This window comes from Aeromonas hydrophila subsp. hydrophila ATCC 7966, from assembly GCF_000014805.1.
Lineage (GTDB): Bacteria > Pseudomonadota > Gammaproteobacteria > Enterobacterales > Aeromonadaceae > Aeromonas > Aeromonas hydrophila.
In genome coordinates this window covers 603,723-621,307 of sequence record NC_008570.1, presented here as the reverse complement: position 1 = coordinate 621,307, position 17,585 = coordinate 603,723, and the positions used below count along the sequence as shown (strand labels likewise).

General features: G+C 64.5%; 20 protein-coding genes. 3 read left to right on the top strand and 17 right to left on the bottom strand.

Features of this window, described 5'->3' with window-relative positions:
• The first annotated feature begins 22 nt into the window (after positions 1 to 22).
• Entirely contained in the window at positions 23 to 361 is a 339-nt protein-coding gene (locus AHA_RS02940; RefSeq protein WP_010635217.1) for a tRNA-binding protein, read from the top strand.
• A 73-nt stretch (positions 362 to 434) separates the two neighbouring features.
• On the opposite strand, the gene AHA_RS02935 is transcribed toward AHA_RS02940, so the two are convergent.
• From AHA_RS02935 to nudE, 4 genes are all read right to left on the bottom strand, one after another.
• On the bottom strand, positions 435 to 1,706 hold the full coding sequence (locus tag AHA_RS02935; protein WP_011704555.1) for a serine transporter: 1,272 nt from the start codon (positions 1,704 to 1,706) through the stop codon (positions 435 to 437).
• A 202-nt stretch (positions 1,707 to 1,908) separates the two neighbouring features.
• A complete protein-coding gene (locus tag AHA_RS21930; RefSeq protein ID WP_256681938.1) occupies positions 1,909 to 2,037 on the bottom strand; it encodes a hypothetical protein in 129 nt (42 codons plus the stop codon).
• Between the two features lie 80 nt (positions 2,038 to 2,117).
• Positions 2,118 to 2,930 carry a 3'(2'),5'-bisphosphate nucleotidase CysQ gene (gene cysQ, locus AHA_RS02930; RefSeq protein ID WP_011704554.1) on the bottom strand — a complete coding sequence of 271 codons (813 nt, stop codon included), beginning with the start codon at positions 2,928 to 2,930 and terminating at the stop codon, positions 2,118 to 2,120.
• 37 nt (positions 2,931 to 2,967) lie between these two features.
• Positions 2,968 to 3,576 (bottom strand): ADP compounds hydrolase NudE, encoded by a 609-nt coding sequence (gene nudE / locus AHA_RS02925; RefSeq protein ID WP_164927535.1) that lies wholly within the window; start codon positions 3,574 to 3,576, stop codon positions 2,968 to 2,970.
• Positions 3,577 to 3,714: 138 nt separating this feature from the next.
• On the opposite strand from nudE, the gene yrfG reads away from it, so the two are divergent.
• The gene (yrfG, locus tag AHA_RS02920; protein WP_011704552.1) at positions 3,715 to 4,383 is read left to right on the top strand and encodes a GMP/IMP nucleotidase; all 669 of its coding nucleotides are present in this window, start codon (positions 3,715 to 3,717) and stop codon (positions 4,381 to 4,383) included.
• A 93-nt stretch (positions 4,384 to 4,476) separates the two neighbouring features.
• Here the strand turns inward: yrfG and tyrS are convergent, their stop codons facing one another.
• Positions 4,477 to 5,745, bottom strand: coding sequence for a tyrosine--tRNA ligase (gene tyrS, locus AHA_RS02915; protein ID WP_011704551.1), 1,269 nt, complete (start codon positions 5,743 to 5,745; stop codon positions 4,477 to 4,479).
• Between the two features lie 155 nt (positions 5,746 to 5,900).
• Between tyrS and AHA_RS02910 the strand changes: the two genes are divergently transcribed.
• Entirely contained in the window at positions 5,901 to 6,716 is an 816-nt protein-coding gene (locus tag AHA_RS02910; protein ID WP_164927534.1) for a helix-turn-helix transcriptional regulator, read from the top strand.
• Positions 6,717 to 6,776: 60 nt separating this feature from the next.
• Here the strand turns inward: AHA_RS02910 and exeN are convergent, their stop codons facing one another.
• From exeN to exeD, 12 genes are all read right to left on the bottom strand, one after another.
• On the bottom strand, positions 6,777 to 7,532 hold the full coding sequence (exeN, locus tag AHA_RS02905) for a GspN family type II secretion system protein ExeN (RefSeq protein WP_011704549.1): 756 nt from the start codon (positions 7,530 to 7,532) through the stop codon (positions 6,777 to 6,779).
• Between the two features lie 61 nt (positions 7,533 to 7,593).
• Entirely contained in the window at positions 7,594 to 8,085 is a 492-nt protein-coding gene (exeM, locus tag AHA_RS02900; RefSeq protein WP_011704548.1) for a GspM family type II secretion system protein ExeM, read from the bottom strand.
• Positions 8,082 to 9,266, bottom strand: a complete 1,185-nt coding sequence (exeL, locus tag AHA_RS02895) for a GspL family type II secretion system protein ExeL (protein ID WP_011704547.1) — start codon at positions 9,264 to 9,266, stop codon at positions 8,082 to 8,084. Before exeL ends, exeM begins: the two co-directional genes overlap by 4 nt.
• A gap of 119 nt (positions 9,267 to 9,385) precedes the next feature.
• A complete protein-coding gene (gene exeK, locus AHA_RS02890) occupies positions 9,386 to 10,411 on the bottom strand; it encodes a GspK family T2SS minor pseudopilin variant ExeK (RefSeq protein WP_011704546.1) in 1,026 nt (341 codons plus the stop codon).
• An 89-nt stretch (positions 10,412 to 10,500) separates the two neighbouring features.
• Positions 10,501 to 11,130: a GspJ family T2SS minor pseudopilin variant ExeJ gene (gene exeJ, locus AHA_RS02885; protein WP_011704545.1), complete on the bottom strand. Its 630-nt coding sequence runs from the start codon at positions 11,128 to 11,130 to the stop codon at positions 10,501 to 10,503.
• Between the two features lie 68 nt (positions 11,131 to 11,198).
• Entirely contained in the window at positions 11,199 to 11,558 is a 360-nt protein-coding gene (gene exeI / locus AHA_RS02880) for a GspI family T2SS minor pseudopilin variant ExeI (protein ID WP_011704544.1), read from the bottom strand.
• Positions 11,555 to 12,106 (bottom strand): GspH family T2SS minor pseudopilin variant ExeH, encoded by a 552-nt coding sequence (exeH, locus tag AHA_RS02875; protein WP_011704543.1) that lies wholly within the window; start codon positions 12,104 to 12,106, stop codon positions 11,555 to 11,557. Before exeH ends, exeI begins: the two co-directional genes overlap by 4 nt.
• Positions 12,103 to 12,222: a type II secretion system protein gene (locus tag AHA_RS02870; RefSeq protein WP_077392281.1), complete on the bottom strand. Its 120-nt coding sequence runs from the start codon at positions 12,220 to 12,222 to the stop codon at positions 12,103 to 12,105. Before AHA_RS02870 ends, exeH begins: the two co-directional genes overlap by 4 nt.
• Positions 12,223 to 12,269: 47 nt before the next feature.
• The gene (exeG, locus tag AHA_RS02865; RefSeq protein WP_005308483.1) at positions 12,270 to 12,701 is read right to left on the bottom strand and encodes a GspG family T2SS major pseudopilin variant ExeG; all 432 of its coding nucleotides are present in this window, start codon (positions 12,699 to 12,701) and stop codon (positions 12,270 to 12,272) included.
• 115 nt (positions 12,702 to 12,816) lie between these two features.
• Complete coding sequence (gene exeF, locus AHA_RS02860; RefSeq protein ID WP_011704542.1) at positions 12,817 to 14,037, bottom strand: GspF family T2SS innner membrane protein variant ExeF; 1,221 nt, start codon at positions 14,035 to 14,037, stop codon at positions 12,817 to 12,819.
• 1 nt (position 14,038) lies between these two features.
• Entirely contained in the window at positions 14,039 to 15,544 is a 1,506-nt protein-coding gene (exeE, locus tag AHA_RS02855) for a GspE family T2SS ATPase variant ExeE (protein ID WP_011704541.1), read from the bottom strand.
• Positions 15,544 to 17,577, bottom strand: coding sequence for a GspD family T2SS secretin variant ExeD (gene exeD / locus AHA_RS02850; protein WP_011704540.1), 2,034 nt, complete (start codon positions 17,575 to 17,577; stop codon positions 15,544 to 15,546). Before exeD ends, exeE begins: the two co-directional genes overlap by 1 nt.
• Positions 17,578 to 17,585 lie beyond the last annotated feature (8 nt).

Genomic DNA, 17,585 nt, shown 5'->3' with positions numbered 1-17,585 from the left:
GTATGGGCAACGAGGAGCCAAGATGCAGACCATAAGCTGGCAGGATTTCGAGATGGTGGAGCTCAGGGTGGGCACCCTGGTGCGGGTCGAGCCCTTCCCCGAGGCGCGTCGCCCGGCCTACAAGGTGTGGGCGGATTTCGGCCCCGAGCTCGGGGTGCGCAAGAGCAGCGCCCAGATCACCGACCTCTACCAACCGCAGGAGCTGGTGGGCCGCCAGATCGTCGCCGTGGTGAACTTCCCCCCCAAACAGATAGGCCCGATCCAGTCGGAGTTTCTGCTGACCGGCTTCTACCGGCCGGACGGCGCCGTGGTGATCGCCATCCCCGAGCAGGCGGTACAAAACGGCGCCAAGCTCGGCTGAGGCCACCACCGGACCGATACAAGAGAGGCGACCCCAGGGTCGCCTCTCTTTATTTGCGGCTGGTTGCTCGCCGTTACTTCAGCAGGCTGAAGATCAGCGCCGACACCGCCAGCGCGCCGGTCAGCAGGATGAAGCCGTTGGCCCAGCGGTGGCGGAAGCGGGCCAGCGCCTCCACCTTGTAGATGGCCACCACCGGCATGATGAACAGGATCATGGCGATCACCGGGCCGGAGAGGGTCTCCATCAGCCCCAGGATCCCAGGGTTGATGATGGCGGCGCCCCAGATGGAGAAGAACATCAGGGCGATGCCGAGCCGGTCCGCCTTGGCCAGCGACAGGCCGGTGGGCTTGGCGATCAGGCTTTTCAGGCTCTCACGGGCCCCGAGGAAGTGGCCGAGGAAGGAGGAGCTGATGGCGATGAAGGCGATGAGCGGCCCCAGGGTCACGATCACCGGATTGTCGGTGATGTTGGCGAGGTAGGAGAGCACCGAGACGTTCTGGGCCTTGGCCTCGGCCAGCTGGGCCGGCGAGAGGCTCAGCACGCAGGAGAAGACGAAGAACAGCACGAAGCCCACCAGCATCACGGTGGTGTTGCGCAGGATCAGGCTGCTCTTGGCTTCCGCCAGCTCGCCGTACTCCCGGCGCTGCACGTTGGCAAAGCCGGAGATGGCGGCGGCGTGGCTGAAGGCGAACACGGTGACCGGCAGCGCCAGCCAGACGGTGTTGAGGAAGCTGCCGCCCTCCAGGCTGCCCAGCTGCGGCCATTGCCACTGGGGGATCAGGTAGCAGGAGAGCGCCGCCAGGATGGCCGCCAGCGGATAGACCATGACGGCAAAGGCACGCAGCATCGCCTTCTCGCCGGCCAGCATCACGGCGATCATGGCGAACACCAGCAGACCGGAGAGCATCACCCGGTTCGGGGCATCCATACCGAGCTGATTGATCATGAAGCTCTCCACCGTGTTGGTCAGCCCGACCCCGTAGATGAGCAGGATCGGGAAGATGGAGAGGAAGTAAAGCGCCGAGATGAGGCGGCCGGCCATCTTGCCGAAGTGCTCCTGGGCCACCTCGGTGAAGTCGGCGTGGGGGCGCGAAGAGGAAAGCACGAAGCGCGCCAGCCCGCGGTGGGCCAGGAAGGTCATGGGACCGGCCAGCACGGAGACGATGATGAGGGGCCAGATCCCGCCCAGACCCAGATTGATGGGCAGAAACAGGATGCCGGCGCCGACGGCGGTACCAAACAGGCTGATGACCCAGTGGGTGTCGTGGCGACGCCAGGGGGTGGCGCTGACGGTGGTGGAGCAGGAACCGGACAGCTCCTTGGTGACGTCTACAGATAAACTCATTACTAATTCACTTTTTGTCAGTGTTTTAATCTGAGTTCATTGTGATTTATCGGGATTTAATTCTCAAAAGTCCACCCTGAAACATATCACTACCATTACGGGCTTCAGCCAGTGAGATTGGGAATGGAATCGGGATCACATAAATGAGTAAAACTGAATATTGTTGAAAACGTGAAATTTAAAACCAAATTTTCACTCTTGTTCAATTTTTTATTTTGGCCAAATGATCGTTTGCAGAATTACCTGAAAAATCGTGCCATTCCTCCGCCTTCTCTTGTGATGATTCACTGTCATTCCCGCGCTTTGCCAGCGGATATTTCTGTTCATTCACGATGAAACCAGCGGATCACACCAAGCAATCAGGCGGCCATGGGCCGCCTGATTGCCGTCAATGATGACCTGTTGACCCGCTCAGTGCGCCAGAATGCTGCCCCAGGCGAGATCCGGATCCCCCATCACGATGAAGTCCGGGTTCTCCAGCGACTCTGTCTCGTTGTAGCGCAGCGGCTGCAGCGCCAGGCTGAGGATGCGGCCACCGGCCGCCTCGACGATGCACTGGGCGGCGGCGGTGTCCCACTCGCCGGTGGGGCCGAGCCGCACGTAGCAGTCGGCCGCCCCTTCCGCCACCAGGCAGGACTTGAGCGAGCTGGAGCCGAGCGGGATCAGCTCGTAGTTGATGGCCGGGTTGAGGCGGCGGGTCAGGTTCTCCAGCTTCTGACGACGGCTGATGGCCACCACCAGCGAATCGGGCTGATCGTGCTCGTGGTGCATGGCGCTGATGGGGTGCACCTCGCCGTTCGCCTCCTTAAAGGCGCCATGACCGCGCACCGCCCAGTAGAGCACGTTCGACTCGGGGGCATAGATGACGCCAAGCACCGGCACATTGTCCTGCACCAGGGCGATCAAGGTGGCGAAGTCGCCGCTGCCGGCGATGAACTCGCCGGTGCCGTCGAGGGGATCCACCAGCCAGTACTGGCGCCAGTTGGCGCGCTGGCTGAAAGGGATGTCGGCCGCCTCTTCGGTCAGCACGGGAACGTGGGGAGTGAGCGCCGACAGCGCCTGTTTGAGGTAGGCATCGGCAGCAAGATCGGCACTGGTGACCGGGGTCGCATCCTCCTTCAGCTGACGCTCGAACTGACCGCCGTGATAGATTTCGTGAAGGATCCGGCCCGCTTCGCGCGCGATCTCCTTGACCCCCGGCACCCAGGCCAACAACTCCTGCATCTTGTTATCCTCTGTATTCTAACTGCCCGTCTGCGGGCTACTCTGCCTGCTCCGCCAGCCAGCGTTGGGCCAGCAGCAGCGCACTGATGCTGCGCGACTCGGTAAAATCGGGTCGCGCCAGCAATTCGTCGATCCGGTTCAGCGGCCAGGGGATCACTTCGAGGGGCTCGGGCTCGTCCCCCACCCGCTGCTCGGGGAAGAGATCCCGTGCCAGCAAGATGTCCATCCGGCTGGAGAAGTAGCCCGGCGCCAGCGACACCTGCTTGAGCAGGGTCAGGCTGTTGGCGCCAAAACCCGCCTCCTCCATCAGTTCCCGGTTGCCCGCCTCGAAGGCATCTTCACCCGGGTCGATCAGCCCCTTGGGAAAGCCCAGCTCGTAGGAGTGGGTGCCCGCCGCGTACTCGCGCACCAGCAGCAGGGTGTGGGCATCGAACAGCGGCACCACCATGACGGCGCCCCGGCTGCCGCCGCGCATCCGCTCGTAGACCCGCTCCTCGCCGTTGGAAAACTTGAGGTGGAGGGACTCCACCTTGAACAGCCGGCTCTCGGCCACGATCTCGGCCTTGAGGATCTCCGGCTTGCTCTTGTCGTGCGCCATGGTGTCGACGCTGAGGTGGACGGGTTTGCGTTGGTGGAGGTCACTCATCGGGGCTGGCTGCTCGTTAAAAAATCGTGTTTCAAGAGTAAACGACTCCCCTCCCGAACACCACGGGGCAAGGGTGGGAAAGCGGCGGGAAAAATCCGTTATAATGCCCGCCCGTTTCGACCCGACCACCGAGGCCCCATGCCGACCCCACTGCCCTGGCACCAGATTGACACTGTCCTGCTCGATATGGATGGCACCCTGATCGATCTCCATTTTGACAACCACCTCTGGCAGCAGCTGGTACCCGAGCGCTATGCCGAGCGACTCGGCCTGCCGCTGGCCGAGGCCAGAGTGCAGATCGAGGCGCACTACCAGGCCGTCAGCGGCACCCTCAACTGGTACTGCGTGGATTACTGGAGCGAGACGCTGGGGCTCGACATCCGTGCCCTCAAGCAGGAGAGCCTGGCCAAGATCCAGTGGCGGCCCCACGTCATCCCCTTCCTGGCCGCGCTGCGGGCCGCGGGCAAGCAGCTGGTGCTGTTCACCAATGCCCACCCCGCCAGCCTGTCGGTGAAGGATGCGCAGCTGGGGCTGGCCGGCCACCTGGATCTGATGGTGAGCACCCACGAGCTGGGCTGGTCGAAGGAGAGCCAGCACTGCTGGCAGGCACTGGCCGAGCGGCTGGCATTCGACCCGGCCCGCACTCTCTTTGTAGATGACAGCGAGCGGATCCTGCGCGCCGCCGCCGATTACGGCATCGGCTATCAGCTCGCCATCCAGAACCCGGACAGTTGCCAGCCCGAGCAACACATCACCGCCTTCCCGGCGATCCGTGATTACGCCGAGTTGCTGCCGCTGGCCGAGTAAGCCATATAAGCCGAGATGCAGGGGAACAGCACTCACCGAACTGACGGATAAACAAAAGGGCTGCCCAGGCAGCCCTTGTCGATCCCGGGTCGCTCACCCCTGCCACGTCACCAGCCGGTACTGCTTCTTACCCCGGCGCAGCAGCAGGTGGCGGCCGAACAGCCGGTCAGCCGCCCTCAGTGGCTCTTCCCGGCGGATCTCGCCATTGAGGCTGATGGCGCCTGCCGCCAGCAGCTCGCGGGCGATGCGCTTGGAGTTGGCCAGACCGCTCTCCACCAGCAGGGTCACCAGATCTGTTTCCCCCTCGATTCGCCAGCCCGGCATGCCATCCTGCGCCAGCTGGGCCAGATCACTCTCGCCAAGGCGGGCCACCTCGCCACTGAACAACAGCTCGCTGATGCGCTGCGCCGCCGCCAGCGCCCCCTTGCCGTGTACCAGCTCGGTCAGCTCGTCGGCCAGCACCTGCTGGGCCAGCTTGCGCCCCTGCCGCTTCGCATCCTCCGCCTCCAGCGCCTCAATCTCGGTCAGCGGCATGAAGCTGTAGTAGCGCAGGAAACGGTAGACATCCTCGTCCGCGGTGCCGAGCCAGAACTGGTAGAAGGCGTAGGGCGAGGTGAGCGCCGGATCGAGCCAAATTGCCCCCCCTTCGGTCTTGCCGAACTTGGTGCCGTCCGCCTTGGTGATGAGCGGCAGCGTCATGCCATAGACCTGAGCCTGATGGAGGCGGCGGGTGAGGTCCATGCCGCTGGTGATGTTGCCCCACTGGTCGTTGCCGCCGATCTGCAGGGTGCAGCCGAGGCGCTGGTTGAGCACCGCGTAGTCCTGGGATTGCAGCAGGGCGTAGGAGAACTCGGTGAAGGAGATGCCCTGATCCGGGCGGGCCAGCCGCTGGCGCACCGATTCGCGGACCAGCATGGCGTTGACCGAGAAGTGCTTGCCGATGTCGCGCAGAAAATCGAGGGCGGACATCTGCCCCATCCAGTCGGCGTTGTTGACCAGCAGCGGCGCCGCCAGCCCTTCGCTGGCCGGCAGCAGCGCTTTTATCTGGGCCGACAGGCTGGCCACCCAGCCCTGCACCGTCTCGGAGCTGTTGAGGTTGCGCTCGGTCGCCTTGAAGCTGGGATCGCCGATAAGGCCGGTGGCTCCGCCCACCAACGCCACCGGGGTGTGGCCCGCCAGCTGGAAGCGGCGCAGCATCAAGAGCGGCACCAGATGGCCGATGTGCAGGCTGCCAGCGGTGGGATCGAACCCGCAGTAGACGGTGCGCGGGGTGGCAAGATGGTCAGCCAGCGCCACCGGGTCGGAATTCTGGGCCACCAGGCCACGTCGGGTCAGCTCATCGAGCAGGTGGGGGTTGATCATGGGTTCTCCAACAGCAGGGGGAAAAGCCCACATCCTCGCCGCTCTGGCGTGCGCCGAATATGTCCCCCAGGGGACAGTTTTGCCACTCTCGTGCTAGCATCCGGCTATCGTGTGACCATCGCGGGGAGCCTGCCCGCCACCCGGAAGCCATCGCCATGAACCAGACACTTGCCACAGATGCCCTGACCCGCAGCATGACCGAGGTAGTCGATGCCCTGCACGGCAGTGCCTTTCCGGCGGCACTGGTGCGCCTGATCCAGCAGCAGGTGGCGTTCGACTGCGCCCTGCTGCTCGGGGTGGGGCAACGCCCCGTCTACCTCTACGACAACCTGCATCACCAGCGGGCGCTGCTGTTCGATCGCTACCTCACCCGCCACTTCAGCCAGGATCCCTTTATGCAGGCGCTGGAGCAGGGCTTGCCTGCCGGGGTCTGGACCCTGGCGCAGGTGTCGCGCGGGCGGCTCGACCCCGAGTATCGCCACCACTTCTATCAGGCCACCGGCTGGCAGGAGGAGGTGGGGCTGATCCTGCCGGTGCGCGGCGGCCTCACCCTGATGCTGTTTCTGGGGCGGCTCGACAAGCGCAGCTCCCTCAGCCGTGACGAGCTGGCCCGGCTGGAGGCGCTGTTTCCACTGGTGCATTCGCTGTGCCGCCAGCACTGGCGGGAGGAAGCCGCCCTGCTGGCCCAGAGCCCGATGCTACCGGGTGGCGCCGATCTCAAGGCGACGGTGGAGCAGGCCATCGCCAGCGTGGGGGGGGCGAGCCTCACCCGCCGCGAGCGTCAGGTGGCGGGATTGCTGTTGCAGGGGCTGGATACCGAGGCCATTGCCGGTACGCTCGGCATCGGCAGCGGCACGGTGAAGAATCACCGCAAGCATCTTTATGCCAAGCTGCACCTGCGCTCGCGGGCCGAGCTGTTCCGCTTCTTCCTCAATCACCTCATCACGGCGCCAGCCGGCACGCCCCCATAACGACACCACCCCGCCGGGGCGGGGTGGTGTTGATGCTTGCCAGCTCAGACAGCAAGGCCGTCAGATGCGGCCCTGGTAGCGCAGCGGGAAGCGCCCCTGACCATCGGGCTGGCCGAGGAAGGGCAGCCCCTGCTTCATCTGCTCCGGCAGATCGGGCCCGGGTTTCAACGTGCCCTGGAACAGGTACTGGCGATTGGCCTGCAGCTCCAGCTTGCCCTGCACCTGCACCGCCTCCGAGCCCTGCTTGAGCTCGGCCACCAGCCGGGAGTCGATGCAGGTCAGCTTGATCTCGGGATCCCCCAGCACCAGCTTGCCGGCCGGGGTATCGGCATCGGCCCCGTACCAGTAGAGGTTGCCGTAGAGGTTGTCGCACCAGGGGTTTCCCTGGGCAACCTGATCGAGCTTGAGCTGCAGCTGGCCAGCCACCGTCACCGGCACGGGCAGTTGCATCGGCACCCGCGCCAGCAGCCAGGGGGCCGGCACGTTGAGGGTGATGTCGCGGCCAAAGGCGGCGCCGCTCCAACCAACCACCCCCTGCCCGTTGAGGCCGCTGCGCTCGCCAAAGCGCAGGGACACCTCAGGGGCAAAACGCAGCAGCGACCAGCCGTTGAGCTCCCAGCGCAGCTGGGTCAGCGACTCACTGGCGTATTGCAGGCGGGCAACCTGGCCGCTCCAGAGGGTGCCGCTCACCCCTTCCAGCTGTACCAGGGGCGGCAGCGGCAGGTAGCGCACCACCAGAGACGCCGGCAGCTTGGCCAGCAGGAAAACCAGATAGGCCGCCAGAAACAGCACGGCAATCAGCACTCTTTGCTTCATAGAAAACGACTCGACTGCAAACGCCCGATCAGGCGCGGGGCCCTGCTCGGGACGCGTGGTTTCATTGGGGACGGCTCAGCTGCAAGCGGCGTACCTTGACCAGACCGGGCGCCAGATTCTCGCGGGCCACCTCGATCACCTGCACCTGCACGCCATGGCGATCCGCCAGGGTCGCCAGCCAGATCAGCAGGTCATCGAACGCCACCGTGTCGATCCACACCTGCAGCTCCTGGCCCTGGGGCTGCAAGCGGGCAATCTTGATCTTCTGGTTGAAGGCGGTGCGGTTGACCACCCCTTCCAGGGTGCCGCTGGTATCGAGCTGGTGGCCCTGGCCACCCTGCAGCGCCAGCACCTCTTCACCCTTCTCTTTCAGCCAGGCGAGGGTCTGCTGCTGGCTCAATACCTGCCGCTCGCGCTCGTCGATGCGATTGCCGATGGGCTGCCAGATGACCCAGTAGCAGAAGCCGATCAACAGCACGCTGCCGCCCACCGCCACCAGCCGCTGCTCGCGGGCGCTGATGCCGCGCCACCAGCCTTGTAGTTTGTCCATCATGATGATTTACCCTTCAGCACCAGTGCCCCTTCAACCTTGCCTTCGGTGCTGCGCACCTCCCCCTGCTGCACGTCGAAGCGCTTGCCGGCCAGCTCGCGAAAACGCTCGATCTCGGCAAAACCGGGGGCCGTCACCTGCAGCCTGAGCTCGCCGCGAGCCGCGTCGAAACGCAGCACCTCGGGCTTGAGGCCGGGTACCTCGGCGAAGGTAGGGGCCAGCTCGGTCAGCACCATCAGCACCCCGTCCTGCGGCGTCTGCCCCAGTTGCTGGAGGTGCTGGGTCATCTGGCTGCGCACGTTGACGATGCGGCTCTCCCCCGGGAAGATCCGGGTGTAGACCTGCCGGATCTCCGCCTTGAGCGCCTTGTCCTGCTCCGCCAGCTGATAGAGCTGCACGCCGCGCTGGGCGAACGCCACCACCAGCAGCGCCCCGGCCACCACCGCCACCTTGCGCCACTGCTGCCAGTAGCGGGAGTATTCGGTCTGCGGCCGGTAGGGCCCCTGCAGCAGGTTGGCCTGACTGGCGAGCGCGCCACGGGCCAGCAGCAGCATGGGCAGCTCGGGATCGGCCGCCTGCCAGCTGGCCGCCGCAATGGCCGGCGGCGGGGTATGGCTGTGAATGGTCACCGGCGCCGGTTCTGCCGCCAGCAGCATGGCCAGCAGCGGCTCGTCGGCGACGATGCCCTGACAGGGCCCCTGGCGCAGCAGCCACTCCTTGCCCAGTTGCAGCGCCGACCAGCCCTCGCTCGCCTGCGGCAGCGCCAGCACGTCCGGCAGCAGTTGCCGGCTCTTGAGACCGGCCTGCTCCAGCCAGCCGAGCCAGGTCTGCATCTTCTCCTTGTCGACCGCCATCAGATCCACCTCGTGACCCTGATGACCCAGCACCACCAGGTGCAGCTCATCCACGTCGGAAGCGATTTGCTCCTCCAGCAGATAGGGCAAGGCGGCCGCACTCTGGCGGCTGTATTTGCCCGGCAGGCTCACCCGCCGGAAGATAAGATCGCTGCCGGGCACCAGCACCACCGCCGGGCGGCCACCGGCCCGCTCCTGCAGCTCGCCAAGGGCATGGGCCGAGGCCAGGGTACCGGAGGCGATCACCTCCTCTTCCCCACCCGACCACACCAGCCACTCGACCGGCTGCTGCGCATTGGTCCCCAGACGGATGACCAGACTCTCGCTCACTAATGTCTCTCCTGCCATGCCCGCTCGCATCCCTCGGGATGGGCGGGCGCGCAGCCATCGGCTGCAGTCCAATCGGGGGATGGCGCGAGCTGGCCAACGGCCGTCGCCCGCCTCCCTTGTTATTCGGCGCCGCCGTTCAGACGGCGCAGCATCACCAGCTTGTTGTCCTTGCCGCGCACGAAGACGCTCTCCAGCCGGGCGCGGGTGTCACCCACCTCGGCAATCAGCCTGGCCTCGAAATAGCTGCTCTTGACGTCCAGTGCCGCATCCAGCCCCTGGATGTTGCCCACCTGTACCGGCATCTGGTCCGTCATCTCCTTCTTGTTCTTCCACCCCTTCTGGGGGCGGCTGGTCAGCACCCGCTTGGCATCGTCCAGCCCTACTTTGTCCAGATAGAGCGCCACCAGCAGGGCCGACTGCTCCGGCCGGATGGTGTTGACGTTCACCACCAGCTTGTCGTTGGGCAGGGCGCACACATAGGGTGCCAGCCGGGCGTACAGCTTGGCGCTCACCCCGCGCACCGCCCGCAGCTCGTCGGTGCCGAGCATCCACTGGTTGGCGGTCAGATAAGGGGGGGTGAGCCCTTCGTAATAGGCATCCTCGGCGCCGTAGCTCGACACCAGCACGGTATCCTTGTCGGTCCAGTCGCGGATGGCATCGGTCAGCTGCACCGCCTCATAATCTTCCACCTCGAGCTGCTTGAGCAGCGCCTTGAACACCTTGACCGGATAGGGCTGCTTCTCCAGATCGTCGCCACTGATCCCGTCCTTCAACGGCACGCTCAGGCTGTTGAGGTTGAAGCAGGATTGCAGATCCCGCACCCGGCCGGTGAGCTTGCCGTCATCCACCGGGAAGACCGCATCCTGGCGCGCCCAGTTCTGCCCCAGGCTGACCACGTTGGGGTCGTCCTTGAAATCCTGGGCCAGCACCTTGCTCACCAGCGCCTCCGCCGACATGGCATACCACCAGGCCTGCTTGCCGGCGGTGAGGTTGGCGGTGCGACGCAGCTCCAGCTGCAGGCGACCACTCATGTTGCTGGCGATGATCACCATCACCGACAGGATGAGCAGCACCACCAGCAGGGCCATGCCCCCCTGGCGGCCCGGTGTGGTGCGGGATCGGCCCCGGCCGCGCTTAATTGCCATTGTCCGCTCGCTGGCCGCCAGCACCGATCAGGAACTGGCTACGTCGAATAGTGCCGTCATCTTCCATGACGGACAGGGGAAAATGACGATCAGTTACCATTCTCTGCCCTCTGACCGCCAGCACCGATCAGGAACTGGCGACGGATGGTACCGTAGTCTTCCAGATCCAGCTCCACCGCCAGCCCGTAGGGCAGCACGTTGCGCTGGGTCCACTCCTCTTTCCAGGCGCCCTTGTCGTAGAAGTAGAGCCGCAGCGCCGTCACCCGCTCCAGCATCGGCTGGATGCGCGGCTCGGTGCCGATCACCGGATCCGGGTAGAGGTAGCTCAGCCGCTCCAGCTTGTGATCCTTGAGGCGCCAGCCGACCCGCTGCAGGCCGGAGCGTGGCAGCATGCCGTCCGGGTTGAGCCAGCCGCCGCGCATGAAGGCCATGCCCCAGTCGTCGCTCTGCTGGCCAAAGCGGGAGGCCGCCAGCAGCACCTTGTTGTTCTCGCCGTCGATGCGGCCGCTGCGCGGCACCATCTGGGTGATGTCCCGCTCCAGCACGGAGAAGGCCAGTTGCAGCTCGGAAAGACGTGCCTCCTTGCGCTTGGCCACCTCGTCGCTGGTGAGCACCCCTTGCAGCACCTGATAGGCGCCCAGGCTCAGGCCGGCGAAGATGGCGATGGCCACCAGCATCTCCAGCAGGGTAAACCCCGCCTGACGCTGGCTCCGGATCATGGAGACTCGTTGGTGAATGTTCATCGGCTGATGCCGGCTCCGGCTTATGGAGACACCTTGATGCAGGTTCATCGGCTGATATAGGTCCGAATCATGGCCACCGGGCTGTCAGCCTTGGGCGTGGTACGCACTTCCATGTCCAGCGCCTTGAAGTTGCTGTCGGCGGTAGCGACGCCGCGATAGCGCCAGTACCAGGTCTGGCCCGCCATCTGCTCGTCCCCTTCCACCCAGCTGTCACCGGGCCACTTGGCTTCGAGCTTCTGCTGTACCAGCTGGTTCTCCACCACCCAGGTCGCCAGGGTCTTCTGTTCCAGATAGTTGAGGCCGGAGAGGTGCTCGCTGGCGGTCTTCATCACCGCCAGCCCGGCGATGGCAAACACCGCCAGCGCCACCATGACTTCCAGCAGGGTCATGCCGCGGGCGTTCATTCCTCTTCCTCCTCGTCCTGCAGCAGACGCAGACGGCCGAACTCGTCCGCCTTGACCGTGCGCACATAGCGCAGATCGTCGTCCTGCTGGGTCAGGGTCAGCACGAAGGGGGTCAGCTCGCCACCGGGAAAGATGAACACCTGCGGGGTGCGCTCCTTCTCGTCGCGCCCCTTCTCGTACTTCTCGTCGGATTCGGTCCGCCAGCTGAAGCCCTCGAGCTCGATGGCCAGCCGCATGTTGTCGGGCAACTCGACCCGATCCAGCAGCTTGTCACCGCTCATCACCTGCCACTTGCGATCCTTGGCCGCGCGCTGCATGAACTGCCAGCTGTTGTCCTCGACACGCAGGCCCACCAGCCGGCCATCCATCACCGAGTACTCCTGCGCCTGCTGCAGCACGGCCATGAAGCGGCGCGCCTGCTTGTCCAGCTCTCTATCCCCCCTGGCGCCACCCATGCTGAGGGTGACGGCAGTGGCAACCAGCCCCATCAACATGGCGACCAGCAACACTTCCAGCAGGGTAAAACCGGCCTGGCGACTATGTTTCATGACGCCAGCCTCAACTGCATGGCAGTGGCCTCGAGCCAACCCATCAACATGGCGACCAGCAGCACTTCCAGCAGAGTAAAACCGGCCTGGCGACGGGCAGAAGAGGCCACCTTCATTCAGGCAGCCCCGGCATGACTCGGTGAGCGCGACGCGGCGGGATCACTTATTGGAAGTCCTTCAGGTTCCAGTTGCCGATGTCGTCATCGGTACCGGCTTCGCCATCCAGCCCCATGGAGAAGATGTCGATCTTGCCGAACTGGCCCGGGCTCAGCATCTGGTACGGGTTGCCCCAGGGATCCTGCGGCAGGCGCTTGATGTAGCCCCCTTCGCGGTAGCTGCGCGGCTCAGGTGCTGCGGTCGGCTTGTTGACCAGCGCGTCCAGCCCCTGCTCGGTGGTCGGGTAGCGGTTGTTGTCCAGCTTGTACATGTCGAGGGCGTTTTCCAGCGCCACTATGTCGGAGACCGCTTTCTGCTGGTCCGCCTTCTCCTTGTTGCCCATCAGGTTGGGCACCACCAGGCTGGCCAGGATCCCCAGGATCACGATGACCACCATCACTTCCAGCAGGGTAAAACCCGATTGACGACGCTTTTGCATGACTTACTCCCTCACGAAATGAGATGGCATGAACCATCAACGATTAACTGTTAAACCACGATCGCTCGATTGGACTGGCAGGTTCGAATAGCGCAGCGTATCTGGACACCCGAACCTACAGATTCACCATATTGTTGAGCTCAAGGATCGGCTGCAGGATCGACATCACGATAAACAGCACCACCCCGGCCATGGAGACCACCAGCATGGGTTCGAACACCCCGAGGGCGATGTTCACCTGGGTTTCGAACTCCCGATCCTGGTTGTCCGCCGCCCGCTCCAGCATGTTGTCGAGCTCGCCGCTCTGCTCGCCGGAGGCGATCATGTGCAGCATCATGGGCGGAAAAATTTTGGTTTCATCCAGCGACTTGCGCAGGCTGGTCCCCTCCCGCACCCGCTCGGTGGCCTCACCGATGCGCATGCGGGCAAAGTCATTGGAGAGCACTTCGCCGGAGATCTTCATCCCCTCCAGCAGCGGCACGGCGCTGGCGTTGAGGATGCTCAGGGTGCGAGCAAAACGGGCGGTGTTGAGACCACGGCTGACCCGACCGATCACCGGCAGGCGCAGGATCAGCTGGTGCCAGTGACGTCGACGCTTGTCATCGGTCAGCCACCAGCGCCAGACAAAGCCACCCACCAGCAGCAGCAACAGGAACCAGAGGCCGTAGTGCTGCATCAGCTCGCTGGTACCGATGAGGAAACGGGTGGTGGCCGGCAGTTGCTGACCCATATGTTCAAACTGGGCCACCACCTTGGGCACCACGGCGGTGAGCAGGATGGAGATAACGCCGATGGCGACGCAGGTCAATACGATGGGGTAGATCATCGCCTGCAGCAGCTTGGTGCGCATGTGCTGACGCTGCTCGGTGTAGTCGGCGAGGCGGTTGAGCACCTTCTCCAGGTGACCGGACTTCTCGCCGGCCGCCACCATGGAGCGGAACAGCTGATCGAACACATGGGGGAAGGCCGCCAGCGAGTCGGCCAGCGAATAGCCCTCCACCACCTTGCTGCGCACCGTGGCCACCATGCTGCGCAGGTGGGCCTTCTCGCACTGCTCGGCGACGGCCTTGAGCGCCTCTTCGATGGTGAGCCCGGCCCCCACCAGGGTAGCCAGCTGGCGGGTAATCATCGCAAGCTCGGCGGTGCTGGCACCACGGCGGAACAACACGAAGCGGTTCGCCTCGCGCTTGGCCTTCTCGGTGGTCTCGTTCACCTCGAGCGGGGTCAGCCCCTGCTCGCGCAACAGCTGGCGTACCTGGCGGGCGGAATCCCCCTCCAGCACGCCGCTCTTGTTGCGTCCCTTGCCGTCGAGGGCCTTGTATTCGAATGCTGCCATCTCAGTCTTCCCGGGTCACGCGCAGCACCTCTTCGAGGCTGGTCTGCCCCTTGAGTACCTTGTCGATGCCGTCGCGGCGAATGCTGGGGGTGTGGCCCCGGATCAGCCGCTCGATGGCCAGCTCGCCGCTGGCGCTGTGGATCGCCTCGCGCACCGCTTCGTCGATCACCACCAGCTCGTGGATGCCGGTCCGGCCGCGATAGCCGGTGTGGTTGCACTGCTCGCAGCCCACCGGCCGCCACACCTGCTGATCCGGCGCCAGCTCGATGCCCATGGCAATGCGCTCCTGCTCGGTGATGGCGCGCGGCGCGCGGCAATCGGGGCAGAGGGTGCGCACCAGCCGCTGGGCCAGTACCGCCAGCAGCGAGGAGGAGAGCAGGAAGGGCTCGATGCCCATGTCCCGCATCCGGGTGATGGCACCGATGGCGGTGTTGGTGTGCAGGGTCGACATCACCAGGTGACCGGTCAGCGACGCCTGCACCGCGATCTGGGCGGTCTCGAGGTCACGAATTTCCCCCACCATCACCACGTCCGGGTCTTGGCGCAGAATGGCGCGCAGGCCGCGGGCGAAGGTCATGTCCACCTTGCTGTTGACCTGGGTCTGGCCCACCCCTTCGAGGTCATATTCGATGGGGTCTTCGACGGTCAGGATGTTGCGATCCCGCGAGTTGATCTCGGAGAGGGCCGCGTAGAGGGTGGTCGACTTGCCCGAACCGGTCGGGCCCGTCACCAGAATGATGCCGTGGGGCTTGCGAATGAGTTCGCTGATGATGTTGCGGTTGGCCAGCGTCATGCCGAGCTGCTTGAGCTCGAGCCGCACGTTGTTCTTGTCGAGCAGACGCAGCACCACCCGCTCGCCGTAGCTGGACGGCATGGTGGAAACCCGCACGTCCACCGCCCGGCCGCCGATGCGCAATGAGATGCGGCCATCCTGCGGTACCCGCTTCTCGGCGATGTCCATCCGCGACATGACCTTGATGCGCGACACCAGCAAGGAGGCGAGCTTGCGATGGGGACGCAGGATCTCCCGCAGCACCCCATCGATGCGAAACCGGATCACCAGGGCGCGCTCGAAGGTCTCGATGTGGATGTCGGACGCCTCTTCTTTTATCGCCTCGCTCAACATGGCGTTGATGAGACGGATGATGGGGGCGTCGTCGTCGGCATCCAGCAGATCTTCACTCTGAGGTAGCTCTTCGGCCAGCGCGAAGAAGTCCATCTCGTTGCCGAGATCCTCCATCAGCTGGCGCGCCTCGGAGGAGTCGCGCTGGTAGTGGGCCATCAGCAGCTCTTCGAAGGCCTCGCGGTCCATCTGCTCCACCGTGAAGGCACAGCCCGCTACCCGCCGTACTTCCAGCAGGGTTTGCGGCGTCACGCCCTGGCGGCAGAGCAGCACAGGTGCCCCCTGCCGCTCGGTCAGGATCACGCCGAAGTTGCGGGCGAAGGCAAACGGCAGCTCGGGCAGGGCTGCCGGCATGTCGACGCCATCCAGCTGGTATGCCGCCATTACTTGTTACCCACGAATGGCTGGGACCCGCCGCTCGCCTGCGGGGCCTGCTGTGTCTGCTGGAGCTGCTTCTGCACCTCGGGCGACATGGTCACGCCCTGGCCGTACTGGGGCAGCACCTGGCGCTTGGGCGAGGTGAGATAGCCCTCCTGCGCCGCCGCCTCCTGCTGCTCGGAGCGGAACTGGGAGTACTTGTTGCTGGAGATACCGCTGTAGACATCGGCATCACGCAAAATGGTCGGTCGGATAAAGACCATCAGATTGCGCTTGGAGGTCGAGTTGGAGGTCGAGCGGAACAGATAACCCAGCACCGGGATGTCGCCGAGCAGCGGTACCTTGGAGACCTTCTCCTGGGTCTTCTCGTCCATCAAACCACCCAGCACCACGGTCTCGCCACTCTTCACCAGCACAGCGTTCTTGATGGTACGGGTATCGAAGGTCGGGCCCAGCGTGCTGGTACCGGGTGCCTGGGTCTGCGCCACGCTGGAGACCTCCTGCTCGATGTTGAGCAGCACGGAATCCCCTTCGTTGATCTGCGGCGTCACCACCAACTTGGTACCCACCGTCTTGCGCTCGATGGTGTTGAACACCTGATCGCTGGTGGTGGAGCTCTGGGAACCGCTCTGCACCGGCACTTCCTGGCCGACGTTGAAGGAGGCTTCCTTGTTGTCCATGGTGACGATACTCGGCGTGGAGAGAATATCGTTCTTGGTGTTGGTGGAGAGCGCGGTGACCAGCGCGGCCCAGTTGCCCTTGTAGAAGCCGGCCGCCATGCCGTTGAAATCCTTGGCCAAGGCAGCCAAACCTGTGGTGGTACCGTTCTTCTGATAATCCTTGGCCGCGATGGCCACCGAACCGATGGGCAGGTTGGTGTCAGTAAACTGGGTACCGCCTCCATTGGTATTGGCCCACTGCACCCCGAGGTTGAGACCGTCGCCATCGGCGATCTCGACGATGATCGCCTCCACCAGTACCTGGGCACGGCGGATGTCGAGCTTGGCGACCACCTGCTCCAGCTCGGCCATCACGTCCGGCTGGGCGGTGATCACCAGCGCATTGGTGGTCTCGTCGGCGGAGATGGCCAGCTTGCCGCCGCCGATGCTGGCACCGCCACCGCCCGTGGTGGTGGCCGCGCCGCCCTTCTTGTCCGCCTCGATGCTGGAGCTGACGCCCTTGAGCACCTCCACCAGATCCTTGGCCTTGCCGTATTTCAGATAGAAGACCCGGGTGTTGCCCTGGCTCTGCAGGTCACGGTCGAGCTGGTGCACCATCTGGATGATGCGGGCGCGCGCCTTGGGCTCGCCGCTCACCACCACCGAGTTGGTGCGCTCGTCGGCCACCACCTTGGGGGCCAGCAGCAGGGAGGTGTTGCCGCCCTGGTTGTTGCCATCCTTGTTGAGGTTGGTCACCAGCCGCACCATCTCGCCGGCAGAGGCGTACTTGAGCTTGACGATGTCCACTTCCTGGTCGCCCGCCTTGTCGACCCGGCGCACCACTTCCACCAGCCGATTGACCACGGCGGCGCGGCCGGTGATCAGCAGCACGTTGGAGGGGTCGTAATGGACCACGTTGCCGCCGCCGGCGTTGTCGTTGAGCTGGCGCAGCAGCGGCGCCAGTTCGCGCACCGAAACGTTGCGCACCGGTACCACCCGGGTCACCATCTCGTCGCCACTGCCGGGGTTGCTCTCGTCCACCACCGGGATGGCGGAGGTCTTGGCATCCTTGGAGCGCACCACCTTGAGCACGCCGTTGTCCATCGGGACCACGGCGAAGCCATAGACATCGAGCACGCTCAGGAAGAACTGGTAGTACTGGTCTTCGTTGAGCAGGTCATAGCTGCGGACGTTGATCTTGCCGCGCACCGAAGGCTCGATGATGATGGTCTTGTTCAGGTTCTTGCCGACCGTGTTGATGAACTCTTCGATGTCGGCATTCTTGAAGCTGGCGGAATATTCGGTGGCCCAGGCAGAACCTGCCATCATCAGCGCCGCAGCCACGGTGGCCAGACGCCAGCCCTTCCCTTTATTTATCATTCTTGGTG

Bases quoted from the DNA above. Each gene is read 5' to 3' on its own strand.
- AHA_RS02940 (WP_010635217.1), top strand. From the start codon at position 23: ATGCAGACCATAAGCTGGCAGGATTTCGAGATGGTGGAGCTCAGGGTG.
- AHA_RS02935 (WP_011704555.1), bottom strand. From the start codon at position 1,706: ATGAGTTTATCTGTAGACGTCACCAAGGAGCTGTCCGGTTCCTGCTCC.
- cysQ (WP_011704554.1), bottom strand. From the start codon at position 2,930: ATGCAGGAGTTGTTGGCCTGGGTGCCGGGGGTCAAGGAGATCGCGCGC.
- nudE (WP_164927535.1), bottom strand. From the start codon at position 3,576: ATGAGTGACCTCCACCAACGCAAACCCGTCCACCTCAGCGTCGACACC.
- yrfG (WP_011704552.1), top strand. From the start codon at position 3,715: ATGCCGACCCCACTGCCCTGGCACCAGATTGACACTGTCCTGCTCGAT.
- tyrS (WP_011704551.1), bottom strand. From the start codon at position 5,745: ATGATCAACCCCCACCTGCTCGATGAGCTGACCCGACGTGGCCTGGTG.
- AHA_RS02910 (WP_164927534.1), top strand. From the start codon at position 5,901: ATGAACCAGACACTTGCCACAGATGCCCTGACCCGCAGCATGACCGAG.
- exeN (WP_011704549.1), bottom strand. From the start codon at position 7,532: ATGAAGCAAAGAGTGCTGATTGCCGTGCTGTTTCTGGCGGCCTATCTG.
- exeM (WP_011704548.1), bottom strand. From the start codon at position 8,085: ATGATGGACAAACTACAAGGCTGGTGGCGCGGCATCAGCGCCCGCGAG.
- exeK (WP_011704546.1), bottom strand. From the start codon at position 10,411: ATGGCAATTAAGCGCGGCCGGGGCCGATCCCGCACCACACCGGGCCGC.
- exeJ (WP_011704545.1), bottom strand. From the start codon at position 11,130: ATGATCCGGAGCCAGCGTCAGGCGGGGTTTACCCTGCTGGAGATGCTG.
- exeI (WP_011704544.1), bottom strand. From the start codon at position 11,558: ATGAACGCCCGCGGCATGACCCTGCTGGAAGTCATGGTGGCGCTGGCG.
- exeH (WP_011704543.1), bottom strand. From the start codon at position 12,106: ATGAAACATAGTCGCCAGGCCGGTTTTACCCTGCTGGAAGTGTTGCTG.
- AHA_RS02870 (WP_077392281.1), bottom strand. From the start codon at position 12,222: ATGAAGGTGGCCTCTTCTGCCCGTCGCCAGGCCGGTTTTACTCTGCTG.
- exeG (WP_005308483.1), bottom strand. From the start codon at position 12,701: ATGCAAAAGCGTCGTCAATCGGGTTTTACCCTGCTGGAAGTGATGGTG.
- exeF (WP_011704542.1), bottom strand. From the start codon at position 14,037: ATGGCAGCATTCGAATACAAGGCCCTCGACGGCAAGGGACGCAACAAG.
- exeE (WP_011704541.1), bottom strand. From the start codon at position 15,544: ATGGCGGCATACCAGCTGGATGGCGTCGACATGCCGGCAGCCCTGCCC.
- exeD (WP_011704540.1), bottom strand. From the start codon at position 17,577: ATGATAAATAAAGGGAAGGGCTGGCGTCTGGCCACCGTGGCTGCGGCG.